This window comes from Methanooceanicella nereidis (assembly GCF_021023085.1).
Classification (GTDB): Archaea; Halobacteriota; Methanocellia; order Methanocellales; family Methanocellaceae; genus Methanooceanicella; species Methanooceanicella nereidis.
Genome location: NZ_PGCK01000002.1, coordinates 206,340 through 233,019 on the forward strand (window position 1 = coordinate 206,340; position 26,680 = coordinate 233,019).

General features: G+C 45.6%; 23 protein-coding genes. 10 read left to right on the top strand and 13 right to left on the bottom strand.

The window, feature by feature from the left end; genetic code table 11:
- Nucleotides 1-9: 9 nt before the first annotated feature.
- The 4 genes from CUJ83_RS03225 to CUJ83_RS03240 all read right to left on the bottom strand — a co-directional run bounded on the left by CUJ83_RS03225 (nt 10) and on the right by CUJ83_RS03240 (nt 4,145).
- The gene (locus CUJ83_RS03225) at nt 10-2,451 is read right to left on the bottom strand and encodes a PAS domain S-box protein (RefSeq protein WP_230740556.1); all 2,442 of its coding nucleotides are present in this window, start codon (nt 2,449-2,451) and stop codon (nt 10-12) included.
- Between the two features lie 161 nt (nt 2,452-2,612).
- Complete coding sequence (locus tag CUJ83_RS03230) at nt 2,613-3,086, bottom strand: DUF488 domain-containing protein (RefSeq protein ID WP_230740558.1); 474 nt, start codon at nt 3,084-3,086, stop codon at nt 2,613-2,615.
- Between the two features lie 66 nt (nt 3,087-3,152).
- Nucleotides 3,153-3,461 (bottom strand): hypothetical protein, encoded by a 309-nt coding sequence (locus CUJ83_RS03235; RefSeq protein WP_230740560.1) that lies wholly within the window; start codon nt 3,459-3,461, stop codon nt 3,153-3,155.
- A 351-nt stretch (nt 3,462-3,812) separates the two neighbouring features.
- Nucleotides 3,813-4,145: a hypothetical protein gene (locus CUJ83_RS03240; RefSeq protein WP_230740562.1), complete on the bottom strand. Its 333-nt coding sequence runs from the start codon at nt 4,143-4,145 to the stop codon at nt 3,813-3,815.
- Nucleotides 4,146-5,247: 1,102 nt separating this feature from the next.
- Between CUJ83_RS03240 and CUJ83_RS03245 the strand changes: the two genes are divergently transcribed.
- On the top strand, nt 5,248-5,883 hold the full coding sequence (locus CUJ83_RS03245; protein WP_230740564.1) for a thymidylate synthase: 636 nt from the start codon (nt 5,248-5,250) through the stop codon (nt 5,881-5,883).
- Entirely contained in the window at nt 5,880-6,680 is an 801-nt protein-coding gene (locus CUJ83_RS03250) for an NADH-quinone oxidoreductase subunit A (RefSeq protein ID WP_230740566.1), read from the top strand. The genes CUJ83_RS03245 and CUJ83_RS03250 overlap by 4 nt, the downstream gene beginning before the upstream one ends.
- Before the next feature lies 1 nt (nt 6,681).
- Here the strand turns inward: CUJ83_RS03250 and CUJ83_RS03255 are convergent, their stop codons facing one another.
- Both CUJ83_RS03255 and CUJ83_RS03260 read right to left on the bottom strand, forming a co-directional pair.
- Nucleotides 6,682-7,638: a mechanosensitive ion channel family protein gene (locus tag CUJ83_RS03255; protein ID WP_230740568.1), complete on the bottom strand. Its 957-nt coding sequence runs from the start codon at nt 7,636-7,638 to the stop codon at nt 6,682-6,684.
- 56 nt (nt 7,639-7,694) lie between these two features.
- On the bottom strand, nt 7,695-9,164 hold the full coding sequence (locus CUJ83_RS03260; RefSeq protein WP_230740571.1) for a sensor histidine kinase: 1,470 nt from the start codon (nt 9,162-9,164) through the stop codon (nt 7,695-7,697).
- 146 nt (nt 9,165-9,310) lie between these two features.
- On the opposite strand from CUJ83_RS03260, the gene CUJ83_RS03265 reads away from it, so the two are divergent.
- The gene (locus tag CUJ83_RS03265; RefSeq protein WP_230740573.1) at nt 9,311-9,676 is read left to right on the top strand and encodes a CGGC domain-containing protein; all 366 of its coding nucleotides are present in this window, start codon (nt 9,311-9,313) and stop codon (nt 9,674-9,676) included.
- Nucleotides 9,677-9,792: 116 nt separating this feature from the next.
- Here the strand turns inward: CUJ83_RS03265 and CUJ83_RS03270 are convergent, their stop codons facing one another.
- Together CUJ83_RS03270 and CUJ83_RS03275 are read right to left on the bottom strand one after the other, a co-directional pair.
- Complete coding sequence (locus CUJ83_RS03270) at nt 9,793-10,554, bottom strand: DUF5667 domain-containing protein (protein WP_230740575.1); 762 nt, start codon at nt 10,552-10,554, stop codon at nt 9,793-9,795.
- Nucleotides 10,555-10,589: 35 nt separating this feature from the next.
- Entirely contained in the window at nt 10,590-12,359 is a 1,770-nt protein-coding gene (locus tag CUJ83_RS03275) for a YncE family protein (RefSeq protein WP_230740577.1), read from the bottom strand.
- A 246-nt stretch (nt 12,360-12,605) separates the two neighbouring features.
- Between CUJ83_RS03275 and CUJ83_RS03280 the strand changes: the two genes are divergently transcribed.
- The 3 genes from CUJ83_RS03280 (at nt 12,606) to CUJ83_RS03290 (ending at nt 16,840) form a co-directional block, all read left to right on the top strand.
- On the top strand, nt 12,606-13,727 hold the full coding sequence (locus CUJ83_RS03280; protein ID WP_230740579.1) for a tetratricopeptide repeat protein: 1,122 nt from the start codon (nt 12,606-12,608) through the stop codon (nt 13,725-13,727).
- A 233-nt stretch (nt 13,728-13,960) separates the two neighbouring features.
- Nucleotides 13,961-15,733 carry an alpha-glucan family phosphorylase gene (glgP, locus tag CUJ83_RS03285; protein ID WP_230740580.1) on the top strand — a complete coding sequence of 591 codons (1,773 nt, stop codon included), beginning with the start codon at nt 13,961-13,963 and terminating at the stop codon, nt 15,731-15,733.
- 321 nt (nt 15,734-16,054) lie between these two features.
- Nucleotides 16,055-16,840: a hypothetical protein gene (locus tag CUJ83_RS03290; protein ID WP_230740582.1), complete on the top strand. Its 786-nt coding sequence runs from the start codon at nt 16,055-16,057 to the stop codon at nt 16,838-16,840.
- Between the two features lie 1,112 nt (nt 16,841-17,952).
- On the opposite strand, the gene CUJ83_RS03295 is transcribed toward CUJ83_RS03290, so the two are convergent.
- From CUJ83_RS03295 to CUJ83_RS03305, 3 genes are all read right to left on the bottom strand, one after another.
- Nucleotides 17,953-18,639 carry a carboxypeptidase-like regulatory domain-containing protein gene (locus tag CUJ83_RS03295; protein WP_230740584.1) on the bottom strand — a complete coding sequence of 229 codons (687 nt, stop codon included), beginning with the start codon at nt 18,637-18,639 and terminating at the stop codon, nt 17,953-17,955.
- The gene (locus CUJ83_RS15980; RefSeq protein WP_439651947.1) at nt 18,636-19,406 is read right to left on the bottom strand and encodes a J domain-containing protein; all 771 of its coding nucleotides are present in this window, start codon (nt 19,404-19,406) and stop codon (nt 18,636-18,638) included. Before CUJ83_RS15980 ends, CUJ83_RS03295 begins: the two co-directional genes overlap by 4 nt.
- Nucleotides 19,407-19,521: 115 nt before the next feature.
- A complete protein-coding gene (locus tag CUJ83_RS03305; RefSeq protein WP_230740586.1) occupies nt 19,522-19,806 on the bottom strand; it encodes a DUF5661 family protein in 285 nt (94 codons plus the stop codon).
- 177 nt (nt 19,807-19,983) lie between these two features.
- Between CUJ83_RS03305 and CUJ83_RS03310 the strand changes: the two genes are divergently transcribed.
- From CUJ83_RS03310 to CUJ83_RS03320, 3 genes are all read left to right on the top strand, one after another.
- Nucleotides 19,984-20,724, top strand: coding sequence for a hypothetical protein (locus tag CUJ83_RS03310; protein ID WP_230740588.1), 741 nt, complete (start codon nt 19,984-19,986; stop codon nt 20,722-20,724).
- A 69-nt stretch (nt 20,725-20,793) separates the two neighbouring features.
- Complete coding sequence (locus CUJ83_RS03315; protein ID WP_230740590.1) at nt 20,794-21,510, top strand: ABC transporter ATP-binding protein; 717 nt, start codon at nt 20,794-20,796, stop codon at nt 21,508-21,510.
- Between the two features lies 1 nt (nt 21,511).
- Nucleotides 21,512-22,966 (top strand): hypothetical protein, encoded by a 1,455-nt coding sequence (locus CUJ83_RS03320; RefSeq protein WP_230740592.1) that lies wholly within the window; start codon nt 21,512-21,514, stop codon nt 22,964-22,966.
- 1,031 nt (nt 22,967-23,997) lie between these two features.
- Here CUJ83_RS03320 and CUJ83_RS03325 read toward each other — a convergent pair.
- Nucleotides 23,998-24,702, bottom strand: a complete 705-nt coding sequence (locus tag CUJ83_RS03325) for a metallophosphoesterase family protein (RefSeq protein ID WP_230740594.1) — start codon at nt 24,700-24,702, stop codon at nt 23,998-24,000.
- A gap of 78 nt (nt 24,703-24,780) precedes the next feature.
- On the bottom strand, nt 24,781-25,563 hold the full coding sequence (gene ccsA, locus CUJ83_RS03330; RefSeq protein WP_230740596.1) for a cytochrome c biogenesis protein CcsA: 783 nt from the start codon (nt 25,561-25,563) through the stop codon (nt 24,781-24,783).
- A gap of 88 nt (nt 25,564-25,651) precedes the next feature.
- Here ccsA and CUJ83_RS03335 point away from each other — a divergent pair, with 88 nt between their 5' ends.
- Nucleotides 25,652-26,680, top strand: a complete 1,029-nt coding sequence (locus tag CUJ83_RS03335; protein WP_230740598.1) for an ECF transporter S component — start codon at nt 25,652-25,654, stop codon at nt 26,678-26,680.

The window sequence follows — 26,680 nt, forward strand, 5'->3', positions numbered from 1 at the left end:
ACGGGAACCTTATCCGGATCGATTACGCGCCCTGCCCTTCGTGATCTTAAGTACTATCATGCTCTCCACTGCAGAGATTATCTTTCCATTGGCATCGATGATCGGCGAGCTGCTCGCCAGTACACGCGCTTCGCTGCCGTCGGCGCGGCGTACGGTCATCTCGACGGCAGTTGTTATCTCGCCATATTTCAGCGATCTCGTCAGAGGCAGCTCATCAGGCAGGAACTCCGAGCCGTCCCGCTTAAGAAGCTCGTAGTCCGTTTTCCCGATCAGGATAGCGTCATCGGCCAGGGATCCCCCGAATATGTCGGACGCTACCTGTGAGTGATGCGATATCTTCCATGTACTGGCATCGACTACGATTATGCCGACAGGAAGCGCGTCGATAATGTTCTGCATCGCGCCCTTTGTTCTTAATAGCTCGGCCCCGCAATTCCTGACATCTTCCTCAAGCTTGCTATAGGCTTTTTTTATAGACTCTTCATTTTGCCTGAGATCGGTGATGTCCCGCACCATCATAAAGACCTCGTTTTTATCGCTTACGATACATCTGGCTTCCTCATACCGGATCTCGCCGTTGACGAATATGATGTACTCGAACGTCTGCATCTCCCCGGTCTTCAGCGCCTTCCCGATGTGATACATCATCGTCCGAGATAGTTCCACCGGCAGCACTTCGTAGATATTCTTACCCAGGATGTCCTCCGGGTCCATGAAAAGATCATTATCCTTATCAGCCTTATAATCCAGGAAGGTGCCGTCTTTGGTCATCCTGAATATTAAGTCAGGAATGGAATTTAACAGAGCGTGTATCCTTGACTCGCTCTTCTTCAGGTCCTTTTCGGCTCGTATGCGCTCAGTGATATCTCTGCTTATGCCGCGATATCCGCGAAATGCGCCCTGATTGTCAAATATGGGCGTACCGCTAGTCTCGAACACTACCGGTCTGCCGGAATCACTAATCATGGTGCATTCGATGAGAGAGTACGGAAGCCTTCCGGAGATTATCGGATAAAATAGCCTGGATACCCTCTTCGCTTCGTCGGGAGCCATAAAGTCAAGTGCGGTCTTGCCGCGCATATCTTCAGGGCGGTATCCCAGGACTTCGACGACCTTGGGGCTTACATAAGTTAATTCCATACGGGCATTGGACTCCCATACCCAGTCATTGATGTTCTCAATGATATTCCTGAACTTTTCCTCGCTTTCCCTGAGTGCCTCTTCTGCTTTTTTGCGCTCTGTGATATCGGTCATGCTGAGAACTGCTGCTATTGTGCGTCCTTCGTTATCAAGTATAGGCGAGCTGCCTATCAGGACGGTTATTTCTTTTCCATCCCGGTCTAACAGCTTCATCTCGAGGCCTGAGATGTTCTCGCCCATGTTCAAAGAGCGCCGTATGGGGAATTCTTCCGGGAGCATCGGAGTGTTGTCCGGCCTTAAAAATGTATAGGGGGCTTCCGGTTCCAGCGAGAATATCCTCTTAACTTTAGTGCCGATCATGTCAGCAGCCCCATGGCTATAATACGACACATCCCCCGTACCGGCATCGACGACTACGACCCCTGTCGGTATCGTATCAAGTATGGTCTGAAGCGTGCTGTTGGCATAGTCCAGTTCGGCAGTCCTTTCATCTACACGCTTTTCAAGCTCTTCCCTTGCCCGTTTCAATGCCTCTTCTGACATATTTTGTTCCGTCACGTCGCGAATAGACTCTATAGCCCCTATGACCTTGCCGTCACTATCGTAAAGCCGGGACGCTATACAGTGTAACACGACATCCCTTCCGTTTACCTTAGCCCTCATCGACTGGGCTTCCAGCTTGCCGTTTTTATATGTGACTTCATCGTATTCTTTTTTCAGCTCATCGTGAGACAGGTTTAGCAGGTCTATGAGCACGGGCCTGCGTTGCCCGTAAAAAGGCAGAGCGTATATGTGTTCCCCTTTACCGATCATTTCCCCGGCCGCAATACCGGTCATTTCTTCCATGGCCTTATTCCAGGCCACGATCTTGCCGAAATTATCAATGATCAGCGTTGCATCCGGGTAAAACTCGATGATATGCGATAGCTCTTCGTTTACATCCGATAGCCGCTTATTAGAACTTTCCAGTTCGGAATGCAGCTTATCCTTTAGCTCTGAAAGCTGCCCCACCACTAAAGCCACAACTATGAACAGTATCGCCCGGATGACAGCCGATGGCATAAGAGTCTCATACAGTATCATGTCAAGCGAGATATGGAAAAGCCCGAGACATAATGCGACATAGATGGCTTTCTTATGGTACCATATCCCTGCAAGTATTATCGGTATGTAGAAAAGGTGCGTATACACTATCTCTATCCCGAGATAAAGGTTCACGAATAATGCGAGAAAAACATTGAATAGAAGTATTATTCCTAAAGCCAGTTCTTTATATTTTTCAAACTTATGCAGATTGGAGGGATTAAACATAATTCTACCATCTTAAGGCTCGCCTTAGTTCTGTTACCAAAATATTCCTGATGGATAATATACATTTAGGCTTAAGACACAATTTTATACTTTTTTTAAATAAATTAAAAATAATAGATACGCTTATAAGAACGATCTTAAAGGAAATATGTTAGACCGTTTTATTTTTTAGCCAGGTCATCGGCCTGCATCGCCTTCGGGCTATACTTTTTAGCCAGGGTTTCCGCATGGTTGATGTCAACATATGTGAGATCAAATTTCTTTTTTAGCTTCTCCGCGAGCTTCAGGCGGTGAGAGCAGCAGGGGTCGCTTTCGTCGGTAAAAAGGCACGTATGGTGTTGAATAATGAGGTTTCGCAGTTCCTCAAGTTCCCTGTCCATGCCGACAAGATAAGCTTCATATGACTCGGCCCAGTTATCGCGGTCTTTAAAAGGATTGCCCAGGACCCTGAACCACTCATAGTCGACACAGTAGTTATATTTATTAGCATATTCTTTAAGGACGGGCTCGATCGGAAAAGTCTCTCCCCTCATACGAACGTCTATCAGGAGAGTGATGTCATTTTCCATCAGCAGCCGGAAGAACTCTTCAGGAGTCAGCCCCTCATGTCCTATGATGTAAAAATCAGGCAGCATGTCTTTTAAGTTTGTATAAGCCTTATCCATAATAAAGATAGTGTTAAGAGAGGGCGACTTCCTTCCTCAGTCCTGCCCTTTTCCGCTCATCATGAATATGAATATGCCGACCGAAAGGACTACGATAGCGGTACCGATGCAGAAAGAAGACGTCGATATCTTAACGCTCTCCGTGATATAGGACGGAGGCGGCGTTGGAGTAACGCTTGCGGATTGCCCTGATGAGCCCGTCATAAAAAAGCTGTTCAGGGATAGTAAAATGACAAGCAGTGCTGCAAAGCATATCATCAGCCGCGGAAGAGATTTTTCTCTTTTACATCTGAGCGTGGAACGTATAGTAGCTTTAAGGTCATGACCGGGTCGTTTTATAGCCATAGATAGCCCCCAAAATGGCTTATTTAATGTAGTGCCCATTTTATTTAAAATATAGCCATGCCTGCCCGGAAGATAGAAAAAGAAGATACGTAAGGATAATGACCGGAGGCATTAAAATGAGATGGTGCGGCGAATTAATGGCTCGCCGCCGCCACGTGCAATGTACTATACCATGTTCGACCGCTATACCATATTCAACTGCTATACCGTGTTCAACATGCTGTACATCGATAATTTAATAGTAATAGATAATATGTACTATAAGATTATAAAAGTTGTTCCATCAAAATGAAAAATTTTTTATTTAATATGCCGATCTGCATCATTACTTATAAAAAACGATACCACTTTTCAAGACTTACGTCTGCCGCCTTTTAGAAGTACCATTGCGCCTGCAGACCCTACCACAATAAGCACCGCAATAATAAGGGACGGAAAATTACTGTTCGTGCTTTCTACCATAAGCGACGGAACAGGCGTCGATACAGGTACGGATGCATTGTCAGTAGTGTCGTTGACCGGGGATGATGACATTGACAGGGCCGAACATATCGCGTTCATATTGAACGCACAAAGTATCAAAAGTATGGCGACAATATTGAAAACATACGATAACCGGTTTGAGCCGGCAGACTCGTTGATCGCCTTGCGCACGTCTTTAACGCCGCGCCCTTTATCGGCCATAAGCTTTGCTATACCCCCAGATATTATTCTACAACATCCATATTATTTAAATTTTGAGGATAAGACATGGATAATAGATCAAGACCATATTTGGAAAATTAGCAGTAAAAGAAGAGAATAATGGCCGGGAGGTTGGGATGGGTTGCCCGGCCATTTATCATTAAAGCGTTTTGCGTGGTTGGGACGTGATGTTTTAGGTGGGATGGTTCACTGCATCCTGGCCCAGAACCGTGTAGGGCGTGTGCAGTATTTGTTTCTGATAATTGATTATGCACAAGCCCTTATATACTATAACCAATAGCATACTGAAAGTATTAGGCCGGCAGTACAAAACAGGATGATGACGTCACAATTCTTGTAAATAATAGTTACGCAGCTAAACAGGAATTTGTCGAACGGGATAATCCATGAGACCTTAAAACGAAGATAGAAAAACTCCTGAGAAGAGATTAGTGCGGCGAATTAATGGCTCGCCGCCGCCACGTGCAATGTACTATACCATGTTCGACCACTATACCTATTTTCCCAAATTCTTTCTTTGTCCTATAGTATCACTATATTCCAGAGTTTTACTTTGTTCAACAGGCTTTACCATGTTCAACTGGCTATACATTGTTCCGAGTTTAACTTGTTGATAAGTCATCTGTGAGAAAGGTTTAAATAATTTTTCCTGTCAAAATAATTCCCAAAAAAGCGAACAGCAAAAGGATTATAAATATTTGAGTCCTACATTGTAAGTTTTAAAGAACGCACATTTTTTACCATACGGATGATGATCAACTGCATACACAATAAGTAAACATTCATATATTAACAAAACAAAAAATATAGTTTTTAAGACATTTGAAACGGCATATGCGGATGGATCTGAATAATAAAAATCTATAAATAATATAAAAAAATCGGCCTGAACACCATCTTATTCATTATTTTTAATTGAACATATACTCACAGTGAATCGATTTGACCAAAAGCCGGCATTAGCTCAAAAGACGCCATATTTTATATATTGGCCGGATCGATAGGTATGTACCAAAATTCTTAAGCTTTTATACCCCAAGGTTTAAAGGCTTAGATCATAACAACAAAGGAGCTACTTAAAATGTTAGCCGGGTCATTTGATACGCTATCCGAAGCATGGTACTATGCAGTGAAAGAGATATACACGAAAGGGCTGCTCGTCAATACAGAATATGGCATCAAGGCGAAGATGATCAACGGCATGCTGCTTGAGATCAAAAACCCGGTACAGGTATGGCACAAAAAAGACCCGTTCTGTTCGCCAGAGAGGATAAAGTTCTACAAAGAGCAGTTCAAAAGAGAATCTGCCGGAAAGCATGGATTCGAATATACTTACATCGACAGGCTGGTGAACTACGAAGGTTTCGACCAGCTGAAATGGATGCAGGAACAGCTAAAGAGCTTAAGGTACGAGTCTAAGCGCATACAGGCGATAACCTGGATACCCGAGGTAGACTGCAACAAAAAAGAGGACCAGCCTTGCTTCCAGAGAATATGGGTGTATCCTTATAGAAATAACAGGCTTGACGTCCACATACATTACAGGTCATGGGACTTTTTCAAAGCTTTTGAGGCGAACATCATAGCATTCCAGGAGCTAATTAAGGACGAGCTCACGGGCCCCACTGACTTTATGCTGGGGTCTCTGAGATGCATCGGAGATAATGTACACATATATGAGGATGATTTCCAGAAGGTAGAGGAAATCCTTAAATGAAAGCGCACAGAACCTGCAGGACCCTTGCCATCACTATTTTTATCTTAATAATAGCGTTGACGCCAGTAGCAGGGGCTGCCTCCGGTGAGCAGACGCTGAACATAGAAGACCTTCGCGCCGACCTTTCTTATGGGACCATAAAAAATACCGTCCCCTCAGGTGAGCCCGTCCCTGTCATGGTAACGGACAGCTCGGGAGCCCCTGTCGAACTGGCAGACATCATGGACGGCATGAGCTTTCTCGGCAAGACTGATAGAGACGGCATGCTTATCCTGTACATAGAAGGCGGCTCATATCTAAACATCTATGCGAAAAAGCCGGGATACAAAGGTTCCGGCATCAAGACGTTCATCGTAATGGACTCTATGACAGGCGGCATAGACATCGCCGGGAGCTACAGGGAATCCATATTGAGCGAATATGGCACCGGCGTCGCCAAAAGAGAAAACACTGCGATAGTAAAAGGGGATAATTTTCCCGTAATGAATATTCTGATCACAGGCGCCCCGGACATCACGTCGGCGATAAACCTGATATTCAGCGTTGAACGGTCGATGCTCTATCCGGTAGTAGACATGGATAACGGCCTGTTCATGATCATTACCGCAATCATGGTGATTTTTGTGTTCATCCTTATAGGCGGCACAGCCTGGATGTCCATAAGGTCTGTGATGTCATTCGTTAATGTCATAAGGCTGGTACAGCGCTATAACAGCGAGCCGGAGAACAGAGAGGATATTAAAAAGGATATCGTGAAGTCGATCATGCCTCGCATATTAACGCGATTCATGCACTGACCTATAAATTGCCGTCCCTCGTGAACTTTACTTCGGGAAAACCTACGATGTCGACCGTCGTGGAGGCTATCCTTATATCGTCATGTCTCTGTATAGCCTCGAGGATCATTTTGTTTAACTTATTATGCAATATCCTTCTTTCCCTTACGCTGGTGACATACCTGATACTGAACCTGATCCAGTTATCGGTCAGCGTCATATATATGGCAGGATCTACGACCTTTCTCTGCAGGTAATATTTTTCTCCGATCTTATCGATCTCTTTTCTGGCGATTTCAGTGATGTCTTCAGTTTCCTTCCTCACGATGCCCAGCATTATTTCCGATGCCTTTCTCCAGTCGCTATCATAGGTGATCGGGACCATGATCTCGTCATATATGAAAGAATGGTCCTTCGTATAGTTGTTTACCGCCATGGATATGACATAGCTGTTTGGTATCACAGTAAGCCGCCCTGACGGCTGGTCTCCGGCCACCCATTCCTTTATCTCCATAAGCGTAGTGTACAGGATGCCTATGTCTATGACGTCTCCGTACCTGGAATTTACTTCGATCCTGTCGCCGACCCGGTATATGCCCGTAGCGAAAAGGATGACGCTCCCGGCGAAATTCTTTAGGATGTCCTGTAAAGTGACTGCCACGCCCGCGCCGATAATACCGTAAAATAAGATCAGGGTCTGGGCATTCTCGATCCATATCCCTATCACGGCGAGTAATATGAGTAAGTAAAATATTATGGAGAAGGCCTTTTTGATGGAGTAGCCGGTCTTCGAATCAGTTATGCTCTTAAGGGCGATGCTCTCGAGCAATATCTTAAAGAAAAAGTAAATAAGAGCTACGGTGAGGAATGTTTCGAATCCCTTCCAAAAATAATAAAACTCGGGGTATTTATAATTGGCACCCCAGAGCAACGCTGCGATAAGCAGAAGCGCAAAAAAGTTAACGACTCGCCTGATCACAAGAGATTGTAATATTTGAAAACATTTAAATATTTCTTATATTTTTTCCATTAAGTTCATGCTTTTGGAAGTTTCACATAGAACACTGTGCCTTTTTTGACATCTCCGGGGACCCGGTTATCGACGCTGATATATCCTCCGTACTTGTCCACTATGACGCTCACTATCGAAAGCCCCACACCGCTTCCGCGGGTCGTCTTTGTCATCCTGTCGAACAATATGGGCTTCTTTTCGTCCGGAATGCCGGTGCCATGGTCTGCTACCCTTACTTCCCAGAATTCATTGCCGTCCTCGACAACTTCCGATATGCCCAGGTCGATCATTTTCTCCGAATGCGGGTCGTATTTCACAGCGTTCTCAAGCAGGTGCATGAAGACATCATGGATGAACTCATTTGCCATCACATAGTGCTCTTCGGGGCCTATGCTTGTATTGACTACGATGGTCTCCTCCGGGAATGCCTTTTTCAGGTCCTTGATATCCTTTTTGATTACTTCTTCAAGTTCCATCCGGACAATGTTCCTGTGAGCCTCTTCTCGTATCTTCCTTATCTTCTTGATATTCTCTATAAGCTTGTTACTGCCCATAACACCCTTTTGCGCCTTCTCGAGATAATGCATCTCTGTCTCGTTGAAATTTGTCGAGAGCGTCAGAAGCTCTATGTAACCCATGCTGATCTGGTTAAAATTGCGGATGTCATGGCTCATCAGGTCAACGTAGAACTCGGCCTCTGTCTTCGATCTCTTGATCTCTTCCAGCTGCTCCTCCCTATCGCTAACGTCAAGTATGAAAATATTGATCCCGGCCAAATTGCCGCCCATGCCGATCACGGGAGATGCGACTAAGTCGATATTGATGTCGTTTGAATGGGTTAGCCTGCCCGGTAGCTTATATCCATATACCTTTATCACTTTTTTATCGCTGTGGGCTTCCCTGACCTTTGAAAGTATTTTCTCGTCCGATATGACGGAGGAGATATCGCTGCCGGTCATGCTTGAAAGGTCGCTGCCAAGGTAAGTGCTAAAGATCCTGGCCGCATAATCGTTGAATTTTTTAACGTTCAAGCGGTCATCCAGAAGTAAAATTCCGGCGGGCATGTCATTAAAGATATTCTCGAACATGACCCTGGTATAAAATTTGCCTGCTCCGCTGACCGCCTTTTCCTGCGTGACGGGGTGCATTGTCAGTATGAAGCAATTTTCGCCGCCCAGTATAGCCTGGACCCCCATGCAGTCCATGAACAGTGTTTCGCCGCCATGCATTACTTCCAGTGATACGGGACCCGCAGCCGTTCCCGGGACAGCCTCTTCAATTAAAGTGACGACCCGTTTCTTTGAGCTTTCCCCAAGAAGGCTATAAACATCTTTACCTGTAATGCTGCGTCCTTGATCCGCGAAATATTTACCGGCCGCCCGGTTGAACAGCCTTACCGTTTTCTTATCCGCGCCGATCACTATCACTGCTTCCGGAAGATTCTCAAAGAGATCCTTGAATCCTTTTAAGTCCAGGGTCATCAGGTCGGTCACTATATCACCTTATTTGACGTTAACAATATTATAAGGAATTAGTCTATTATATAGTTTGTATCAATTTGATTTTATTCTATAATGACCAAAATAAACAGGATATGTGAAAATATTTATAAGTTTACCGCTAGCTCTGTTTGAGACCCATGTTTAGCGGCAATTTAAAGGATTATTCACAGGTTCGTAAAAATAGCGAGAACGCCATCAAGGTAGGCATCATCAGGTGTAACGAAAAATCACAGGTCTGTCCCGGAACGCTATGCTTTAAAGCTATGACCGATAGGACCGCAGCTTTTGAAGGATATGACAAAATAGAGATAATCGGGTTCGACACTTGCGGCGGCTGCGGAATGGGCAGGCCGGATAAGATCCTGAAAAAGGTCGAAGGGTTAAAGATGAGGGGCGCTGAGGTCATACATCTTTCATCCTGCATGAAGGGCAACTGTCCCGCATTTGATACATACCTTGAAGCGATCGGTAAAGTGATAAAGCTAAAGATCGGCACACATTAGACAGTATACTGATCCTATCAATGTTAATCTTAAAGAATAATGTCGGAATCAAGTATATCACAAAAGCATAAAAACATAAAAGATGGGCAGAAATGACATTATCTGCCCGTTAAGCGTTATTGTTTCTTAGCCCCGTTAGACCCGTTCGTACCGTTGTCCACCTTTATTGAGCCATGTGGCCCTTTCTTCTCACTTGCCCAGTTGTAGAGGTATTCGTAGCTGAACTCTTCACCCGTACAATTACAGTCCCCTACGCCCGGAATGTGTAGATAGCCCTTTTTAGCATATTTTTTCGGCAGGCTGCCATTGACGGCGCTCATTATCTTTTTCATTTCCCCGGGAGGAAGGAAGAGGAGCGTATCGTTCGCCTCGTCGTATACGAATGGCTTTCCATTCATGAAGCTCTCGCAATATGTGAATGTGTTCGTCCAGCGGTTTTTCAAGCCTTCATCAACGCTCGAGTTATTTATCATATACATGAACGTATTCCGGTGAGTCTCCAGCCTCGGCCCCGCATCCGCGTAGTCATCATCGTCGATCTCTCCCGATTCCATGGTCTTGTTTATGTCATCGAGCTTTTTCCGGTACTCGTTCAGCGCCGCTTCCATGGGACCGGTGTTATTGGCATTTAACATGGAATTAGCCTCGGCGAGCCTCTCGTCCGCGTGGTTTAGCTGTCGTTGCAATTTTATGTTTGAATTTCCGGCAAAAGATTCGTCCAGGTCCTGAAGGAATATCTTGAAGCCATAGAACGGCGAGTCTGCATTTACCCAGCCATTATAAGGCCCCAGATGCTCTGATTTCGCCATTGATGCCGGTATGGTCGCTAAGATCAAACACAATACCGTCACTAGTATTAACATTCTTTTCATCATCATAGGTCACCTTCTTTCAATGACAGATCAATATGAGTTCACGTTTTTTCCCTCGCCGCCAGTAATGTGACGAACAGTAGCGCAGCAATACATATTATAACGTTAAGACCTGGTGTCGCTGTAGGGGCTGGCGTCCCGGTAGTATCCGGTGAAGAGGATGGTAATATCGTGCTGCCCTGAACGGCGCTTGCATCCGTAACAGGAGAGGGTACGGGCGTGATAGATGGGGTACCTGGAACGATCGGCGTAGGCAAAGCCGTTTGATCATGGTATCCGGAAATATCCACTATCCCCGTATCGATCGGTATCTCCGCATTCTCTTTAAACATGTCCGGGCCTATCACGATCGCCGGGGTCCCGGAAGGAGAAGCGGACGAAGTCGGGCTTACGGATACAGTGATGTTGTAAATTGCTATACCGGCTACTGGCTTTATAGCAACTGGCAAAGAGATCACGGGGCTCTTCGGAGAGCTTTTATTTATGAATATAGGACCGGAAGGTACTGGGCCCATTGCCATGCTTCTGGGTTGATACCCTACAGAGATAGGCGATCCGGGACTATGGGTCATGGCAGGTATCTCTATGGCCGTGACCGTATCGCTCCCTGAATTCGAGACATAAAGTCTTTTGCCGTCAGGGGATATTGCCAGGTCCGACGGATACTTTCCTGTTCCATAGCTTCTTATCTCGGACTTTGAAACTGTATCAAAACCCCTTACTGCTCTCGAACCGGGCTCTAAAACGTAGAGACGGCCGCCATCCTGGCTTACAGCCAGCTTAGTGGCAATGTCGAACATTTCATAGACAGTGATATAGTCACTGCTGTAGTAGTAATTATGTTCAGAAAGCTTACATTCGACTGCGACATCGGCAACCTCGTTCGATACATATACCCGGGAATTATCAGGGCTCACTGCAACCCCGTTTGGATATACAAATTTTGGAGATACCCCTTTACCGGTGAGGTTAAAACGTATGATGCCGTTACTTAGCGGGATCGAATCATCGAGCTTAAATGTAGACGTAAGTACGCATATCACGCTATTCTGCCAGAAATCCGCAATATAAAGCCGCGACCCGTCATGTGAAAGTACCATGTCGACCGGCTGAGAGCCCGGATTATAATACAGGTAAGCCAGTGACAGTTGCCTGGTAAAATGATTCCCATAAGGATCGTATTCGACGAGAAAACCGCTTTGTTTATCTTCTAAAAGAATATACAGGCTTTTTCCGTCCTTGCTCAACAGCATTTTATTAACGCCGCCCTGGAGCCCGTAATTGATATCTCTTGTCGAAGAGATAACCTGTTTCGTCCTCAGGTCAATAGTATCAATGTAAGTATAATATCCATGATACCCCCAGTTAAAGTAAGGCAGCTCAAAGTAAATCACAAAAAGCCTGGTATAGTCCGGACTTACGGCCACCGACCAGATATAGACCGGCCCCATATCTATCGTGTCTATGACCTCGTTATTCACCGTATCTATGACCGATATGCTGTTATTGTTCGCTACGTACAGCAACGGAGAATAGGTAGAAAATGAGCCGTCAGCCAGTATGCTTATCGCTCCGCCGGGATATGCGGTCGTATTATTCAGCGTTATGTCCCCGATGATACCTGGCATCATAAAAGGTATGGGAGTGGGCGTAACAGTATAGGCCGGATTAACTGGAAGCGTATCAATAAAAAAGCCATCGCTGGCGGATGAAACAGCAATGCACTGACATAACAGGAATAATACTGCTGTGACGATCGCCAGATTTTTTAGTGATAAAGTTAAATAGCGGTAGCTCTCAACTAGCCTCATATAGCCCCCCGGCATATAATAGGGTAAGCTTTAGTATCTCATTAACTTATCGTTCAGGCATAAGGGCAAATTTTAAAAATATCAAATAAAGTAGCCTAACAAGAAAATTCCAGTTTATTTTCAAGCATCTAAGGCTAACAAGCGATCAATTCCGGCTTTTAATTTGAAAATAAGACAGCATAGCGCGTTAACAATATGATCCGTGCCTGGAGAAACTTAATAGCCCTTGATAAATAATATGATATCATGCTTCGCGACTATAAAAAAGAGAAAGTGGAAGACCTTCACGACCCTGAAAACCTGGTCGAGCTGGGAAACATAAGCTTAATGAACGGCAACCTTGAGGACGCGGAAAAAAAGTTCAAGGAGGCCATAAAAAGAAAGCACGACTATTGTGAAGCTCATTTCGGCCTGGCGAACCTGTACAGCATGAAAGGATATCTGGAAGGCGCCATCGAAGAGTATGAAGAGACCATAAAGTGCAATGATAAGCACGTTAACGCCCATAACAACCTGGGAAATATCTATTTATCGATCGGAGAAACGGATAAAGCCGTTAAAGAGCTCGAAAATGCCATAAAGATAGACCCTGATCACTCTGTCGCCCACTACAGGCTTGGCCTTGCATATCTGAGAAAAGACAGAGATGATGAAGCCATAAAAGAATTTAAGGAAGCCGCCATGCGGAACCCCGAGTTTGCCGAGGCATATAATACGCTGGGCAGAACTTACGGGCTTTTAGGAAGAGTCGACGAAGCGATCGAAGCATTTAAGAAAGCCATCCTGTTAAAGCATCTGAACTCCGAGTACCATAATGACCTGGGTATCGCCCTGACCATGAAAGGCGATCTTGAGGAAGCGAACAAGGAATTTGCCGAGTCTATCAGGCTGGAGCCCGATTTCCCGGATCCCCATGTAGGTATGGGTAATAATCTTTTAGTGATGAATAAGCTGAACGAAGCCGCATTTGAGTTCCGCGAGGCAATCCGTGTAAACCCCTACATAGAGGAGCCGCACTTGAAGCTCGCTGATATCTACGAGAAAAAAGGCCTGCTTGGCGAGGCGATTAAGGAGTACAGGGAATCCATATTCATTAACCCTGACATCCCGGAAGCCCATTATAAGCTGGGCGTGATATTGATGAACACCGGAAGGAGAGAGGCCGCCATAAGCGAGCTGGTCGATACGGTAAAGCTAGATCCGCGCAATGCCGGAGCATATTATTATCTTGGCAGGATATTCGACGATATGAAGCTATACGATGACGCCATCAAGAATTTTGAGATCGCCATAAAGCTGGACCCATGTCTTGACGAAGCTAAGGCTGCGTTGAAAGAAACGGAAGATAAAAAGAGATCAAAAAAGTAGGATCAGCGGCAGATAGTCCCATTAATTTAAAAATCCTGCTATATAAAAACAATAGCCATATTTTTTATTTTGAGTTCCTATTTAGAGACCTGATTCTTTTTTTATGCAATATACTTTATAATAATAAAGTATAGATAATTATATTAAACCGTTAAAAAGTAAATAAGTAATACCGGTTGTCAGTAGTATCATTGCTTAATATGAGCACGTAACTGATCACAGAGCCTGATATCATGTTAGCTATCGACCCTATTTGCGGAATGTCCCTGAACATAGAAGAGACGAAATATAAAGCGGAAGTGAGAGGTAAGACATACTATTTTTGCAGCGAGCGCTGTATGCAAAGCTTCATGGAAGGGCCGAAGATCGCATATTTCAGCATGGAGATAGGCATAGCCAGCAACATACCGACATACAGCGGCGGTCTGGGGATACTTGCCGGGGATACCGTAAGGTCGTGTGCCGACCTCAGGATACCCATAGCAGCGTTGACTCTCGTGAGCAGGAAAGGGTACCTGAAGCAAAAAATAAACGAGTATGGGGAGCAGATAGACGAGCCGGACGGATGGGACCCTTCAAAGTACATGAGGATCCTTCCAAAGACAGTGACAGTAAAGATCGAAGGAAGGGACGTAAAGATAGGAGCCTGGATATATGAGCAGGTGAGCATGACCGGCGGCAACGTCTCGATATTACTGCTTGATACTGACCTTGAGGGTAACTCGCCGGAAGACAGAAGAATAACGGACCGGCTGTACGGAGGCGACCAGAGGTACAGGCTTAAACAGGAGATAGTCCTTGGCATAGGCGGCTTAAAGATGCTTAAGGCTCTCGATTTTAACATAACGAAGTTCCATATGAACGAAGGCCACTCCAGCCTGCTTATCCTTGAGTTGTTGAAGAAGAACGGCTATGACAGGGAAAGCACGAGGAGCCAGTGCGTATTTACGACTCACACGCCGGTAGCTGCCGCTTTCGACATATATTCTTATGATATGGTAAAAGACATGTTAGGCAAAGAGTATGAGATAGACCGCATAAAGGAATATGCCGGCCCCGATGGCCTCAACATGACACTCCTGGCGTTAAACTTGAGCAAGTACGTCAACGGGGTCGCGAACACACATATGGCAAGCTCGAGGAAGCTATTTCCCGGCTATCATATCAGGTCGATAACAAACGGTATCTACTCCGGGCTGTGGACCTGCCGGCACTTCAGGGAGATCTATGACAGGTATATCCCGGGCTGGGCCAATGAGCCGGAATTGCTTGTCAGGGCGGACGGTATCCCTAACGAGGTGATATGGAACGCTCACCTCAAGGCAAAGAGAGACTTTTTCAAGTATATCAAAGATAACACAGGCACAGTGTTCGATGAGGATGCGCTGACGATAGGGTTCGCTCGCAGGGCGACTGCATATAAGAGAGCTACACTCATACTTTCGGACCTGGACAGGCTCAGGGCCGTAAATAAAAAAGGAAAAATACAGATCGTTTTCGCAGGAAAGGCACATCCGAACGACGGCGTGGGCAAGAGCATGATCAAGGAGATACACGACGACATATGGAAGCTGAAAGATGACGTGAAGATGGTATACCTTGAGAATTACAACATGGATGTCGCGGCAAAAATGGTTTCAGGCGTCGACATGTGGCTTGCAACCCCGAAGATACCTATGGAGGCATCCGGCACGAGCGGCATGAAAGCCGCGCATAACGGGGTCATAAACTATAGCGTGCTCGACGGATGGTGGGTCGAAGGATGCATAGAGGGTGTCACCGGCTGGTCGATAGGCCCGTCCCCGGAAGTGTATATGAGCGAGGAAGAAAGAAGAGAGCAGGAAGTAAGGGACATTTACAATAAACTGGAGTATATTATCATCCCCAAATATTACATGGACAGGGATGGATGGATAGAGATGATGAAAAACTCCATAGCGAAGATATCCTATTATTTTAACACAAATAGAATGATGAGAAGGTACGCGACAGAGGCGTACCTATAATTTCCACGATACAGGGCCGGGAAAATATCGCAATATCATTACACTTTACAGGACAGGATATAGCCATAGATGAAGAAATCATAAAAATAGATCAAATGTTTTTTGTTAAAGACATCAAAAATCTGGATATTCTAAACGTTTATAGAATAATTCAAGGTAATATCCTGAATAAAAGCATATTATTTTACATAAATATTTGAATATGCCTTCCATTTTCATTTTTTAGCAGGAATATCAGCCATATTAGCCGGCGTCATCATAACAGTAAGCGACCGCCGGCCGCTTAGAAATGATAGCCTGGAAAAAATGGAGTGACGGCTTATGTATGCACATAGATCTATTGATTCATGTTATGTTGTCCCGGTGCTCCCGGGCAAGATGGAGGTCTTAAGGCGTTTTTGGGATGAGGTGAATACACAAAGAGCCCCGGAGGCAGAGGAGCATATGAGGGCTGCCGGCTTGAACCGGTTACTGGCCTGTGCCCAGTGTCTGCCTAAAGGAGATTTTCTTGCGATATATACGGAAACTAACCGCGACCTGAAGGAAGAGATGCGCAACGTCATGTCGATGAATACGCCATATTCCAGATTCCTTAAAGATCAATATAAGGATTTTAGCGGCACCGATTTTTGGAGAGAGGAGAACACGCCGAAACTTGAGCCCCTTTTTGACTGGAAGGATATGAACCCCGGGCTTGAGGACATAGGAATGATTAAGAAATATGCGGTTTTTGCCATACCGATACTCCCCTGGAAGTCGGATAATGTAAGGCACTACTGGGAAGAGACAAAGGGCCCGCGCTTTAATGAGACCGAAGAGCATTTAAGGGACCTTGATGTCGTCAGGCTGGTAGCGAACCTGCAGAGCCTGCCTGAAGGCGATTACCTGATACAGTACATTGAATCTGCCGACGACGCGGGGACGGTCATGAGAGATGCGGCTTCTTCGGATCATCCGAGATCGAAGTATGTCAGAGAACAGTACAAGGACTTTAGCGGCATAGATCTCTCGGACCCGCGTAATGATATAATCGTAGACATTTTAATTAACTGGGACGTGAAGAGAGGTTTCGAGACCATCCAGTCGCAGATAGCGGCATCCGAATGATAAGGCTGAGCCCTTGATAGGGTTTAGCCGCTACTTTTTATTTATTCGACATGTTAATTTGAAATATAACGATCTGGATAGCAATTGAAAAGTATCAAAGTTTTTTGATCATAAAAATGATAATGGGCTCGCAGGTCTGCTAATTTTAAACAATAAAGCGCATAAAGGCGGAAAAGGTACACTATTTTCACCACAAAATCTTTGATGAGCGGGGTCTTGCTCAGGTTTTAAGAATGAAAGTACGTGTCTTACTAAATGGTCTTTGAGATGAAGTTTTTATGGTTGTGCCTGTCGGATGGCAGGCAGACACGTAACCTCACAAAAACACGGAAACACAAAATTTTTTTATATGATTTTTTAAGGGCACAAAAAGCACTAAGAATTTACTCACCAAACCACAAAGGGCTCCAGTATCACCGTCAACGCACTAACATCCCTAACGCTCGGCTCAACGCACTAACCTCTCCAAGTCACCAACGCTAAAACAAGACCCGAACATTCCCCAAACCACGAAAGTTTAATATCCCGGTTTGTGTTCCCCTTGACATATAGCAGTGATATATTTGTCGTGTAAGCGTCAACCGTGCAGTTAAAATTTAGTGTTTTTGGAGAATGTTCGGGTCTTGTTTTAGCGTTGGTGACTTAGAGCTCTTCGAGCATTAAGCCGTGCATTTGAGACTTTAGTGCGTTGACGGTGATACTGGAGCCATTTGTGGTTTGGTGAGTGAACCTTTGGGTTTTCGTGACCTTAAATTCTAAAAAAATTTTGTGGTTCTGTGTTTCTGTGAGGTTACGTGCCTACCTGCCATCCGACAGGCACAACGGCAGAACACCGATCCCATAATAGATGTTACAAGCAAGTCTTTACAGAGACCATCAAAAAGTCTTTCATGGGAACACACAAAGGGACACAAGGGTACACAAAGGACTTTTTTAGAAGACTAGCATTTTTTAAAAAAAAATTTGTGGACCTTATTCGCCTTCGTGCGCTCCGCGGTGAAAAATGGTGTACATTAGTCGCATTTGTCGCACACACATGAAAGAACTTACGGAATTGAGCATTTAGATTAAAAGGACCGATTGAGAGATGAACTGTAAATAGGTCTCGCTTTTCAAATTTTCTTAGTGATGTAAAGCAGCGTTAATATAACGATAGTCAGCAAAAACTGGATACCTACGGCAGAAACTAAGATCCCTTTAACGGAGCCTGCAACACCGTCTTCGCCCGTATCAGGAGAAGCTGCCGTGGTGGCTGTTGCAGAAGGGTGGGGTGTCGCAGATATTACCGGTGCTGGCGTAGGCGTGACAGTTGGCATAGGAGTCGGCCTGGGTGTAGGAGTGGGAGTCGGTAGCTTATACACATAATCAGTTAGCGTTATCATCAAAGTCGTCGTGCCTTCCGCCACGTCAACGATACTGGACACCTTCTTACCGTCCTTTTCCACGGTCATATTATAGGTCCCTTTGGGAACGTTGGTGAAAGTATATAATCCCTTGATGGATACGCCATCGCTCGTCATCTGCGGATTGTTCTCGATATACAGCACATTCTTATTCTTATACGTTCCATCGCTGTTCCTTACGCAAACATAGAGCGTTACCTTAGCGTTCGGAACTCCGTTGTCATAAATGTCCAGGACCTTTCCGGATAGCGAACCGGTGACTACGGGCTTAGTCGCGGTCACGAGCGCATGAGCGTCCTCGATGACGCAATCGAAGCCGGTTAGGGCGGTCAACGTTAGTAATATCAGGGATAACAGAACAAATGATCCGCGTGCATTGATCTTATTCCCGCTCATGAATTCACACCCGCATCTATCGGCCTGTTAAGCGTCGCATACGCATCATATACCGAGTATGCCCAGATGATCATCGCCAGCAGCCCTATTCCAAGGTTCTGCAGGAACGCGAGCACCCAGAAAATAAAGTAGACTATGAGTAATAAAGAGCCGAATTTTCTCTCGCCCGAATATATCTGATATAATCCCGGGACTATCAAGGATAATATGTAGATCTTGACACTTCGTTTTTTAGCGTTTTCTTCTGCCTCATAAAAGGCGTCTTCGGGCTTTTCACTTACCGGTTCCGCCGGTTCCCCGTACTTCTCGCGGACATCCTCGTCGGCATAAGCTGCCTGCCTGTATTCTGTACGCTCATATACAGGCTCCCGGTATTCAGCCTGCTCCTCGGGTTCGTCGTACGCCTCTTGTTCCGAATATTCCTCTTCTACAGGCTCTTCTTTCTCATATTTTTCATATGTGAAATTATCGTACCCATGCTCGCTATCTGTGGCCCTTTCCTCTTCTCTGTAACGGAATTTTTCGCCACCTGAGTAATGGTAATTAGGCCTCGGGCTCCTCAATGAGTCATATTCGGCGCGTGTCGTCTCGTCCGATAATATCTCATAAGCCTCCGAGACAGATTTAAAGATCTCTCCGGACCGTGGATCCTTGTTAACATCGGGATGATATTTTTTGGCCAGGATCCTGTAGGCCTTCTTGATGTCATCTATAGAGGCCGAGGCATCCAGTCCCAATATCTCATAATAATTCTTATCGATATCCACAGTACCCACTGTCCCGATTTCGTTAATAATCTTTTTCACTTAGAATGTACAATATATTAATTGTTTATGGTCGGTAGGGCAAATAAAAAATTAAATATCCCCTATCGGGAAAAAATCAGTCTTTCTTCCCTTTCTTCGCCCAGTACTCTTCGGCTTCCTTTTCCATCTTTTCAAGCCGCTCATAGTAATCAGGGAACTCGTTAAGATGAGCGAGGGCTATCTTGCCGGTAACCATCTCGTCGTCATTGGTGACGTTAGTCTCCGGGTCCCTCTTGCCGTGTTCAAGCTCCACGTCCATACCGTACCGGAACTGTTCAATGTCGAACTTGTCCCACTTGATCCCCAGTTTTTCTCCGATCTCTTTGGCCTTCTTTTTTGTAAAAACTCTCTTTTCGGTCATCTATATCTCCATGAAATAGGACGACGCCTACGGATATATAATTTTGCAAAAATGAGTAATTAATTTCACCATAAAAGAATAAAGGCCGTTGCCATAATCGATAAGCACCTATAATATCAAAGCTTAATTCCTGATATCATAGTCGAGTATGACCTGCCCAAAGAGAAGTAGATTGAGATGAGTAAAATTGACACATACAGGGAAAAGCTCAGGATCATGAGTGACTGGGAGCCGTATTTACTAAGCGAGTCAGGATTGCCGGGGCCGAGAGGCAATATCGAGCTCGCTAAAGCTGTGGCCGAAGAAGGAGACGAAAAACTGTTCAAAGGATTTTTAGAGCTTACTCCTGACAAAGCTCCGGTTAATTCGCCGTATGAGTTTTTGGCCTTTTGCGGGGTCATAGGGATGGGCAGGCTAATGTCCGAGGGAAAAGTGGAATGTACGGAACTGTTAAGAAATCTGGCCTCAGACCCCAGATGGAGAATGAGGGAAGGGGTCGCCATGGCTTTACAGCGTTACGGGATGAAAGACATGGACGGCCTTTTAGAAAAGATAAAGCCGTGGAGCACGGGTAGCCCGCTTGAAAAAAGAGCCGCGGCCGCGGCATTATGCGAACCTGTGCTGTTGACGGACAGGGGACAGGTAGTGAAAGTGCTCGATATTCTGGATAGCATCACAGCTTCGATCGAAAATACCGGCGACAGGAAAAGCGAGGATTTTAAGGCATTAAGGAAAGGCATGGCATATTGCTGGAGCGTGGCGGCAGTGGCTTTTCCTGAAGAAGGTAAGAAAAGGATGGAAAAATGGTTTTCTGCCGACGACAAAGACATTAGATGGATAATGAAAGAGAACCTAAAAAAGAACAGGCTCTTAAAGATGGACAGGGAATGGGTCGATAAGTGGATGGCAGAGATATAGATCCTGCCTGCTTTCATTTTTGGAAGGCTAACTATTTATCATAAAGAGTTTAAAAATCGCATGATACGCATGACAGCGATTACTGCCCGAGACCTTAAGAAATCATATGGCAATGTCGAAGCATTGAACGGATTATCCATCGATGTCGAAGAAGGAGAGTCATTTTGCCTGCTCGGCCCTAACGGCGCCGGAAAAAGCACGACAATAGGCATCCTGACAGGATCGATAGAGCCGACAGCGGGCAGCGCCACAGTCATGAGGGTAGACACGATCAAGGATCCGATGGGCGTCAAAAAAATGATAGGGATAGTCCCCGAGATGGAGTACCCGCCCAGTTTTTTGACTGTGAAGGAATATCTCGACATGGTCTGCAGCATCAGAAGGGTCCCTGACCCGGAGCCAAAGATAAAGCGATGGATAGAGTTTTTCGACCTGGGTAAAAAGGAGGACGTCCTCTGCAAAGACCTTAGTAAAGGCACGAAAAAGAAAGTGATGATATCGGCCGCGCTAGTGCACAGCCCTAAATTATTATTCCTTGACGAGCCGTTCCTTGACCTCGACCCGGTGGTCCAGCGTAACCTGAGAGAATACCTGCTGTCATACGTCAAAGAAGGCGGCACCATCTTCCTGTCCACGCATATTTTGGAGATAGCCGAAAAGCTCTGTACGAGGGTCGGCATACTATATAACGGCAGGCTCATCGCATGCGACGACATCTCAGTCCTTAAGAGATCTCAGGAGAGCCTGGAAGACGTCTTTATGAGGCTCGTGGCAGAGGAGGCTTAAAGTGTCCGTAAAAACAGATCTGTTCATGCTTTTTATCAAAGAGGAGTACAGGGCACAGTCGTCTATGTTCAGGAGCTCGTTCCTGATGTACCCCCTCTTCAGTCTCGTATTATCCGCCATAATGGGGCTGATGCTCCTTCCCATGCGCGCGGCCCTTTCGACGTTCGAGCTTGTGACTCTCGCGCATGCAGGCATCTTTATAGCGGGCATGTTCGTCGGCGGGTTCGCCATGTTCCAGGACCAGATACTTGAAAGGCGGATGGGGGGAATAAGGCTTTTACTTAACATCCCCGGCACGCTGCCGATAACCTATAAAGAGGTCTTCTCATATTTCTACATCAAGGACATCATTTATTATATCCTGATGAACGTTCTCCCTGTGCTGTTAGGATTATACATATCCACGTTTGTCACCGGGCTTCATATTGACCTGCTCTTAGCCGCCGTGACATTCATAATAGCATTTATCACAGGCGTCTCTTTCACTTTCGCGCTGTCAACAATATTCGTTAGAAGTAAGCCCCTGATCATCCCTGTTTTAGCAGGGATGATATTCATCGCCTATACCGGACTATCCGGTGCTTCAAGCCCGCTTACGACGATAGGCGGCTGGATGCCGTTCGTCGGGACATATACTGGCGGCAACCTGGATGGTGTTGCCATATCACTGGCCGCGTTCTTGCTTTTGTCGGCGTTTTCGTTGGCTTTCATCAAAGAAAGGCCTACACAGTCCGAAAGAAGATACAGGAGCAACTTTAGCTCGATCGCTCGCCGGCTGTCACCCTTAAAAAAATACGCTTCCCTGGCCGCGAAAGAATGGATAGACCTTACCAGAAGCGGGGGACTGATGACGGTGCTGTTCAGCTTTGTCCTTCCTCTGATCTTCCTGTGGGGACTATTATGGCTGTTATCCAGCGCGATGACGTTCATGATGGGAGACTCCACAGTAAGCCTTGAGTTCAACATCATGTTCTACTCGATAGTCATAGGCTTTTTCTCCACCGAGGTTTACGGATGGCTTAACAACCTGGACTCGACTGAAAGCTACAAGACTTTGCCCATTTCCATGCCCGAAGTGATAAAGGCAAAGCTGATACTGTTCGTAACGCTTAACACCATCGTCTCGGTAGCTTATTTAAGCCTGATATGCATCAGCAGGAACGAGTTTAGCTTATTCCCGTTCGCCCTGTTCACGATGTTCATGACATCCTCTTATGTTGGAGTTCTCACGGCATACATGACTGGCGTGTTCACGAACAGCCTCATGTTCGACTATAAGGTCTTGACGAAATACTCGCTTGCAGTGGCGCCCGTGCTCATCGTGCTGATAATCATGTCGTTCACGCCGGACCTGTTATGGGGATCCATCGTACTGGCCGCGCTGCTGGGTATCGTAGCTTATGTGCTGCTCGGAAGGATAGATAAAAAGTGGAGCAAGACAGATTTCCGGTTGTAATAGGCTTAAAAAATCTTGCGAAATAACCGGTTCCATGGGCTACTCCGTAATTTTATGAACATAGATCTCCAGACAGAAGTTATTGCCGGGAAATTTTCTCTTTTTACCTCGAAGATCTCAAAGGATTACTAAACTGTCAACCACTAAGCGCACAAAGGCGAACAAGGAACACTAATTTTTTATGTATGTGCTAATCCTCTAAAAAAGTCCTTTGTGTACCTTATTCGCCTTTGTGCGCTCCCATGAAAAACTTTTGATGGTCTCTGTAAAAATGGGCATATAACATCTGTTCTGATATCGATGTTTTGGCGTTGTGCCTGTCGGATAGCAGGTAGACACATAACCTCACAGAAACACAGAAACACAAAAATTTTTTAAATGATTTTTTAAGGGCACAAAAACCCAAAGGTTCACTCACCAAACCTCTAAGGCTCTAGCATCACCGTCAATGCACAAACACCTCTAACGCCCGGCTCAACGCTCAAAAACACGAAATCACCAACGCTAAAACAAGGCCCGAACAATTCTCCAAGGGCACGAAAGTTTAACTGCACGGTTGACGTTTCACGATCGATATAATTCTTGATGGATCATGGGGGTACACAAACCGGGATATTAAATTTTAGTGTTATTGGAGAATGTTCGGGCCTTGTTTTAGCGTTGGTGAATTAGAGAGGTTAGTGCGTTGAGCCGAGCGTTAGGGATGTTAGTGCGTTGACGGTGATACTAGAGCCCTTCGTGATTTAGTGAGTAAGATTTTGGGGTCTTTGAGCTCTTAAAAAATCATATAAAAAATTTTTGTGTTTCCGTGTTTCTGTGAGGTTATGTGTCTACCTGCCATCCGACAGGAGCTACCTAAAAAAACTTCATCTCAAAGACCGGGTAAGTACGACACGTTCTTTCATTCTTAAAACCTGAGCAAGACCCCGCTCATCAAAGATTTCGTGGTGAAAAAAAACTAGATTTCCTATTTCATTTATCAAAGTATACCTATAAATTCACAAATTTATGAAAATGATCGCTTATAGTCATTATTCCACTATCAGGCTTACCGGGAATGAGTTGCCGTAGGGTGTGTATATGCTTCCCGTAAAATTATTCATTTTCAGGTCTTTTCGTTTTATAGGGCCGAGAGCGTTGAAACGTACATCTATCTCGCGGTCACGGTCGTCGATCTCGACCTCGAAGTACCCGCCGAGCATGGGCCTCGCGCCGTTAGAACTGTCACGGTACAGGAAACATGTGTTCAGGTAATTGCCTGTATATACGCCTGTATGCGTATGCCCGCATATATGAAGAAAAGCTTTTGACGATATGACAGAGATGCGTTTGAACCTGCCATAGTACCTCAGGCAGCTGTGCTGGACCAGTATAGTGTTATTATCCGCCAGCTCCGGCGATGCGGTTATGCCAAGGTCCGGCGATAAAGGAAGTATCTCGCCCGGCTTTATAAAGATGCCTTTGTTAAAATTTAGAGTCCTCCTCTTCTTTCCTCTGCCGGTATAATCCCTGTTACCGGGGACGTGATAGACTCTGCCGTATTCCTTAGTCAGCATCGAAAGCATCGTGTCATAGCACTCCTGGGCTTTTTCGATGTCTTTTGTCACCACGGCATTGGTAAGGTCGCCTGCGGCTATCGCCGCATCATAGTCGATGCCCCTCTTTCGCGTATCGCTGATCATGGCCCTGACAGCTTCCACATTCCCGTGCACGTCAGAGAAGCAGAGAAGTCTCATATGGTTTATAATATTTTTTTATATTAGATATAGTTTTATTTTCCTGAAATTTCACATTTTACGAAAGACAAAAAATGTTCATGCATAGCTATGCAGTCCCGGGATAATATAGGATACGCCAAAATATGTAAAAATGACCGACAGGAAACCGAGTATCGAAACGAATGCGGCGTCTTCGGCCTTCATCCCGGTCCTTCTCAGTATAAGATACAATAAATATACGATAACGGTTATCAGCGACCAGGTCTCTTTAGGGTCCCATGACCAGTACGAGCCCCATGCAGTATTGGCCCATATTGATCCCATTATAATACCGGGAATAATTAAAAGCATGCCCGCCGTTATTGACCGGTATGCGATGGAATCGAGCTTTGCCATAGAGACACTATCAAATTTGCCGGAATAGATATGGAAAACGATTGCGAATGATGCCGCTGCTGAGATCGCGAACATACCGTAGGATAGCATCAGTACCGGTACGTGTACCATCAGCCAGCCGCTGTTTAGAGATCCGGATATTATCGGTGAGGGGTCCCATGACAGCGCCGAAAAAGAGACCAATGAAGCTGTGAATGCTGCCGCGATCATATAGAATGGGAGAGAATACTTCTTATGATAGCCGTATGTAGCGGCTATGCCGGTCGCCAGCGCAAGAAGGGATGCCGTCTCATATAAGGTAGCCCAGGGAGGCCTTCCGGTGTAATACCACCTAAAAGATAGAGCGGCCACAATGAGCACGCATCCGGCAGCCATGAGATAAATAGATTTACTCCCATTTTTTTGCAAAAATGATATGATCATGAACAGGACTGCCGCTACCACGGCTAAAGCCAGCAACCATTGTTCTAATGCCACGGACATATTACTCTCAAAACCTTTATATTCAACTATAAAGTATATTCGATAGCTAAAAAGATAATTGTTAACTTAAATAAATAACGGTGGGTAAATGGCTTCAGGTAATAAGTACTATTTCTCTACAAGAGACCTCCTGGTGCTTGCCATACTCGGCTCTCTGGGAGGCGTGTTATCCACTTATGTGGGTTACATCGCGAACGTTATCAACCATCTTGTAGGAGTGCCGTATGGAGCGGGCCAGATAGTCGGAGGCCTTCACGTACTGTGGATGGTCCTTGTGGTGGCCATAACAGGCAAAAAAGGTTCCGGTGCACTCGGAGGGCTTGTAAAGGGTTTCGTCGAGTTCATATCAGGAAGCAGACTGGGCGTGTTCGTGATCTTTCTCTCACTCGTTGAAGGTATCTTTGTAGAACTGGGATACTGGCCTTTTAAAGAGAGGAGAGGACTGGCATACATGCTTGCGGGAGGACTGGGCTCGTTTGCGAACGTGCTTGCGTTCCAGCTCGCATACCAGGTATACGATAATATATTCCTGTTTGGGGCTGTAAGCCTGCTGGCTTTTGTATCAGGTGTCGTCTTCGCAGGATATTTCACATCGGGCATTGTCGGCAACCTGGAGGACGCAGGCATTGTGAGGCGTGAGAAAAAGAAAGAAAAGCTATTGTCCTTTAATGTCCCTAAAGCGTTCGCGCTCATACTCGCGCTGGCAATGCTGTTTTCAGCAATATATTACTTTGCGCTGGTGCAGATCAAAGGCGATCCGCTGGAACTGGAAGTCACCGGGGATGTCGCATATACTAAAAGCTATTATCTTCCGGTATACAGCGATAAGTTCGTAACGATCAATGCAAAGCTCGACGGGCAGGTAACACATCTTCCTGCGCAGGATTATACTGGATTGCCCGTGAGCTATATACTTAGAGATGCAAGGGTAGGCGAAAAGGCGACCATGATCGACGTAGTAGGCTCTGACGGCTATTACCAGTCATTTTACCTGAGCAATATCACGGACAATAACGACCTCCTCATCCTGGAAGAGGATGGTGAGCTCCGCCTTGTGGCAAAAGGATACCCGGGCCAGCTCTGGGTGCGTTATGTCAAACAGATAAGGGTTTATTGA

Bases quoted from the DNA above. Each gene is read 5' to 3' on its own strand.
- CUJ83_RS03225 (WP_230740556.1), bottom strand. From the start codon at position 2,451: ATGTTTAATCCCTCCAATCTGCATAAGTTTGAAAAATATAAAGAACTG.
- CUJ83_RS03230 (WP_230740558.1), bottom strand. From the start codon at position 3,086: ATGCTGCCTGATTTTTACATCATAGGACATGAGGGGCTGACTCCTGAA.
- CUJ83_RS03235 (WP_230740560.1), bottom strand. From the start codon at position 3,461: ATGGCTATAAAACGACCCGGTCATGACCTTAAAGCTACTATACGTTCC.
- CUJ83_RS03240 (WP_230740562.1), bottom strand. From the start codon at position 4,145: ATGGCCGATAAAGGGCGCGGCGTTAAAGACGTGCGCAAGGCGATCAAC.
- CUJ83_RS03245 (WP_230740564.1), top strand. From the start codon at position 5,248: ATGTTAGCCGGGTCATTTGATACGCTATCCGAAGCATGGTACTATGCA.
- CUJ83_RS03250 (WP_230740566.1), top strand. From the start codon at position 5,880: ATGAAAGCGCACAGAACCTGCAGGACCCTTGCCATCACTATTTTTATC.
- CUJ83_RS03265 (WP_230740573.1), top strand. From the start codon at position 9,311: ATGTTTAGCGGCAATTTAAAGGATTATTCACAGGTTCGTAAAAATAGC.
- CUJ83_RS03270 (WP_230740575.1), bottom strand. From the start codon at position 10,554: ATGATGATGAAAAGAATGTTAATACTAGTGACGGTATTGTGTTTGATC.
- CUJ83_RS03275 (WP_230740577.1), bottom strand. From the start codon at position 12,359: ATGAGGCTAGTTGAGAGCTACCGCTATTTAACTTTATCACTAAAAAAT.
- CUJ83_RS03280 (WP_230740579.1), top strand. From the start codon at position 12,606: ATGCTTCGCGACTATAAAAAAGAGAAAGTGGAAGACCTTCACGACCCT.
- glgP (WP_230740580.1), top strand. From the start codon at position 13,961: ATGTTAGCTATCGACCCTATTTGCGGAATGTCCCTGAACATAGAAGAG.
- CUJ83_RS03290 (WP_230740582.1), top strand. From the start codon at position 16,055: ATGTATGCACATAGATCTATTGATTCATGTTATGTTGTCCCGGTGCTC.
- CUJ83_RS03295 (WP_230740584.1), bottom strand. From the start codon at position 18,639: ATGAGCGGGAATAAGATCAATGCACGCGGATCATTTGTTCTGTTATCC.
- CUJ83_RS03305 (WP_230740586.1), bottom strand. From the start codon at position 19,806: ATGACCGAAAAGAGAGTTTTTACAAAAAAGAAGGCCAAAGAGATCGGA.
- CUJ83_RS03310 (WP_230740588.1), top strand. From the start codon at position 19,984: ATGAGTAAAATTGACACATACAGGGAAAAGCTCAGGATCATGAGTGAC.
- CUJ83_RS03315 (WP_230740590.1), top strand. From the start codon at position 20,794: ATGACAGCGATTACTGCCCGAGACCTTAAGAAATCATATGGCAATGTC.
- CUJ83_RS03325 (WP_230740594.1), bottom strand. From the start codon at position 24,702: ATGAGACTTCTCTGCTTCTCTGACGTGCACGGGAATGTGGAAGCTGTC.
- ccsA (WP_230740596.1), bottom strand. From the start codon at position 25,563: ATGTCCGTGGCATTAGAACAATGGTTGCTGGCTTTAGCCGTGGTAGCG.
- CUJ83_RS03335 (WP_230740598.1), top strand. From the start codon at position 25,652: ATGGCTTCAGGTAATAAGTACTATTTCTCTACAAGAGACCTCCTGGTG.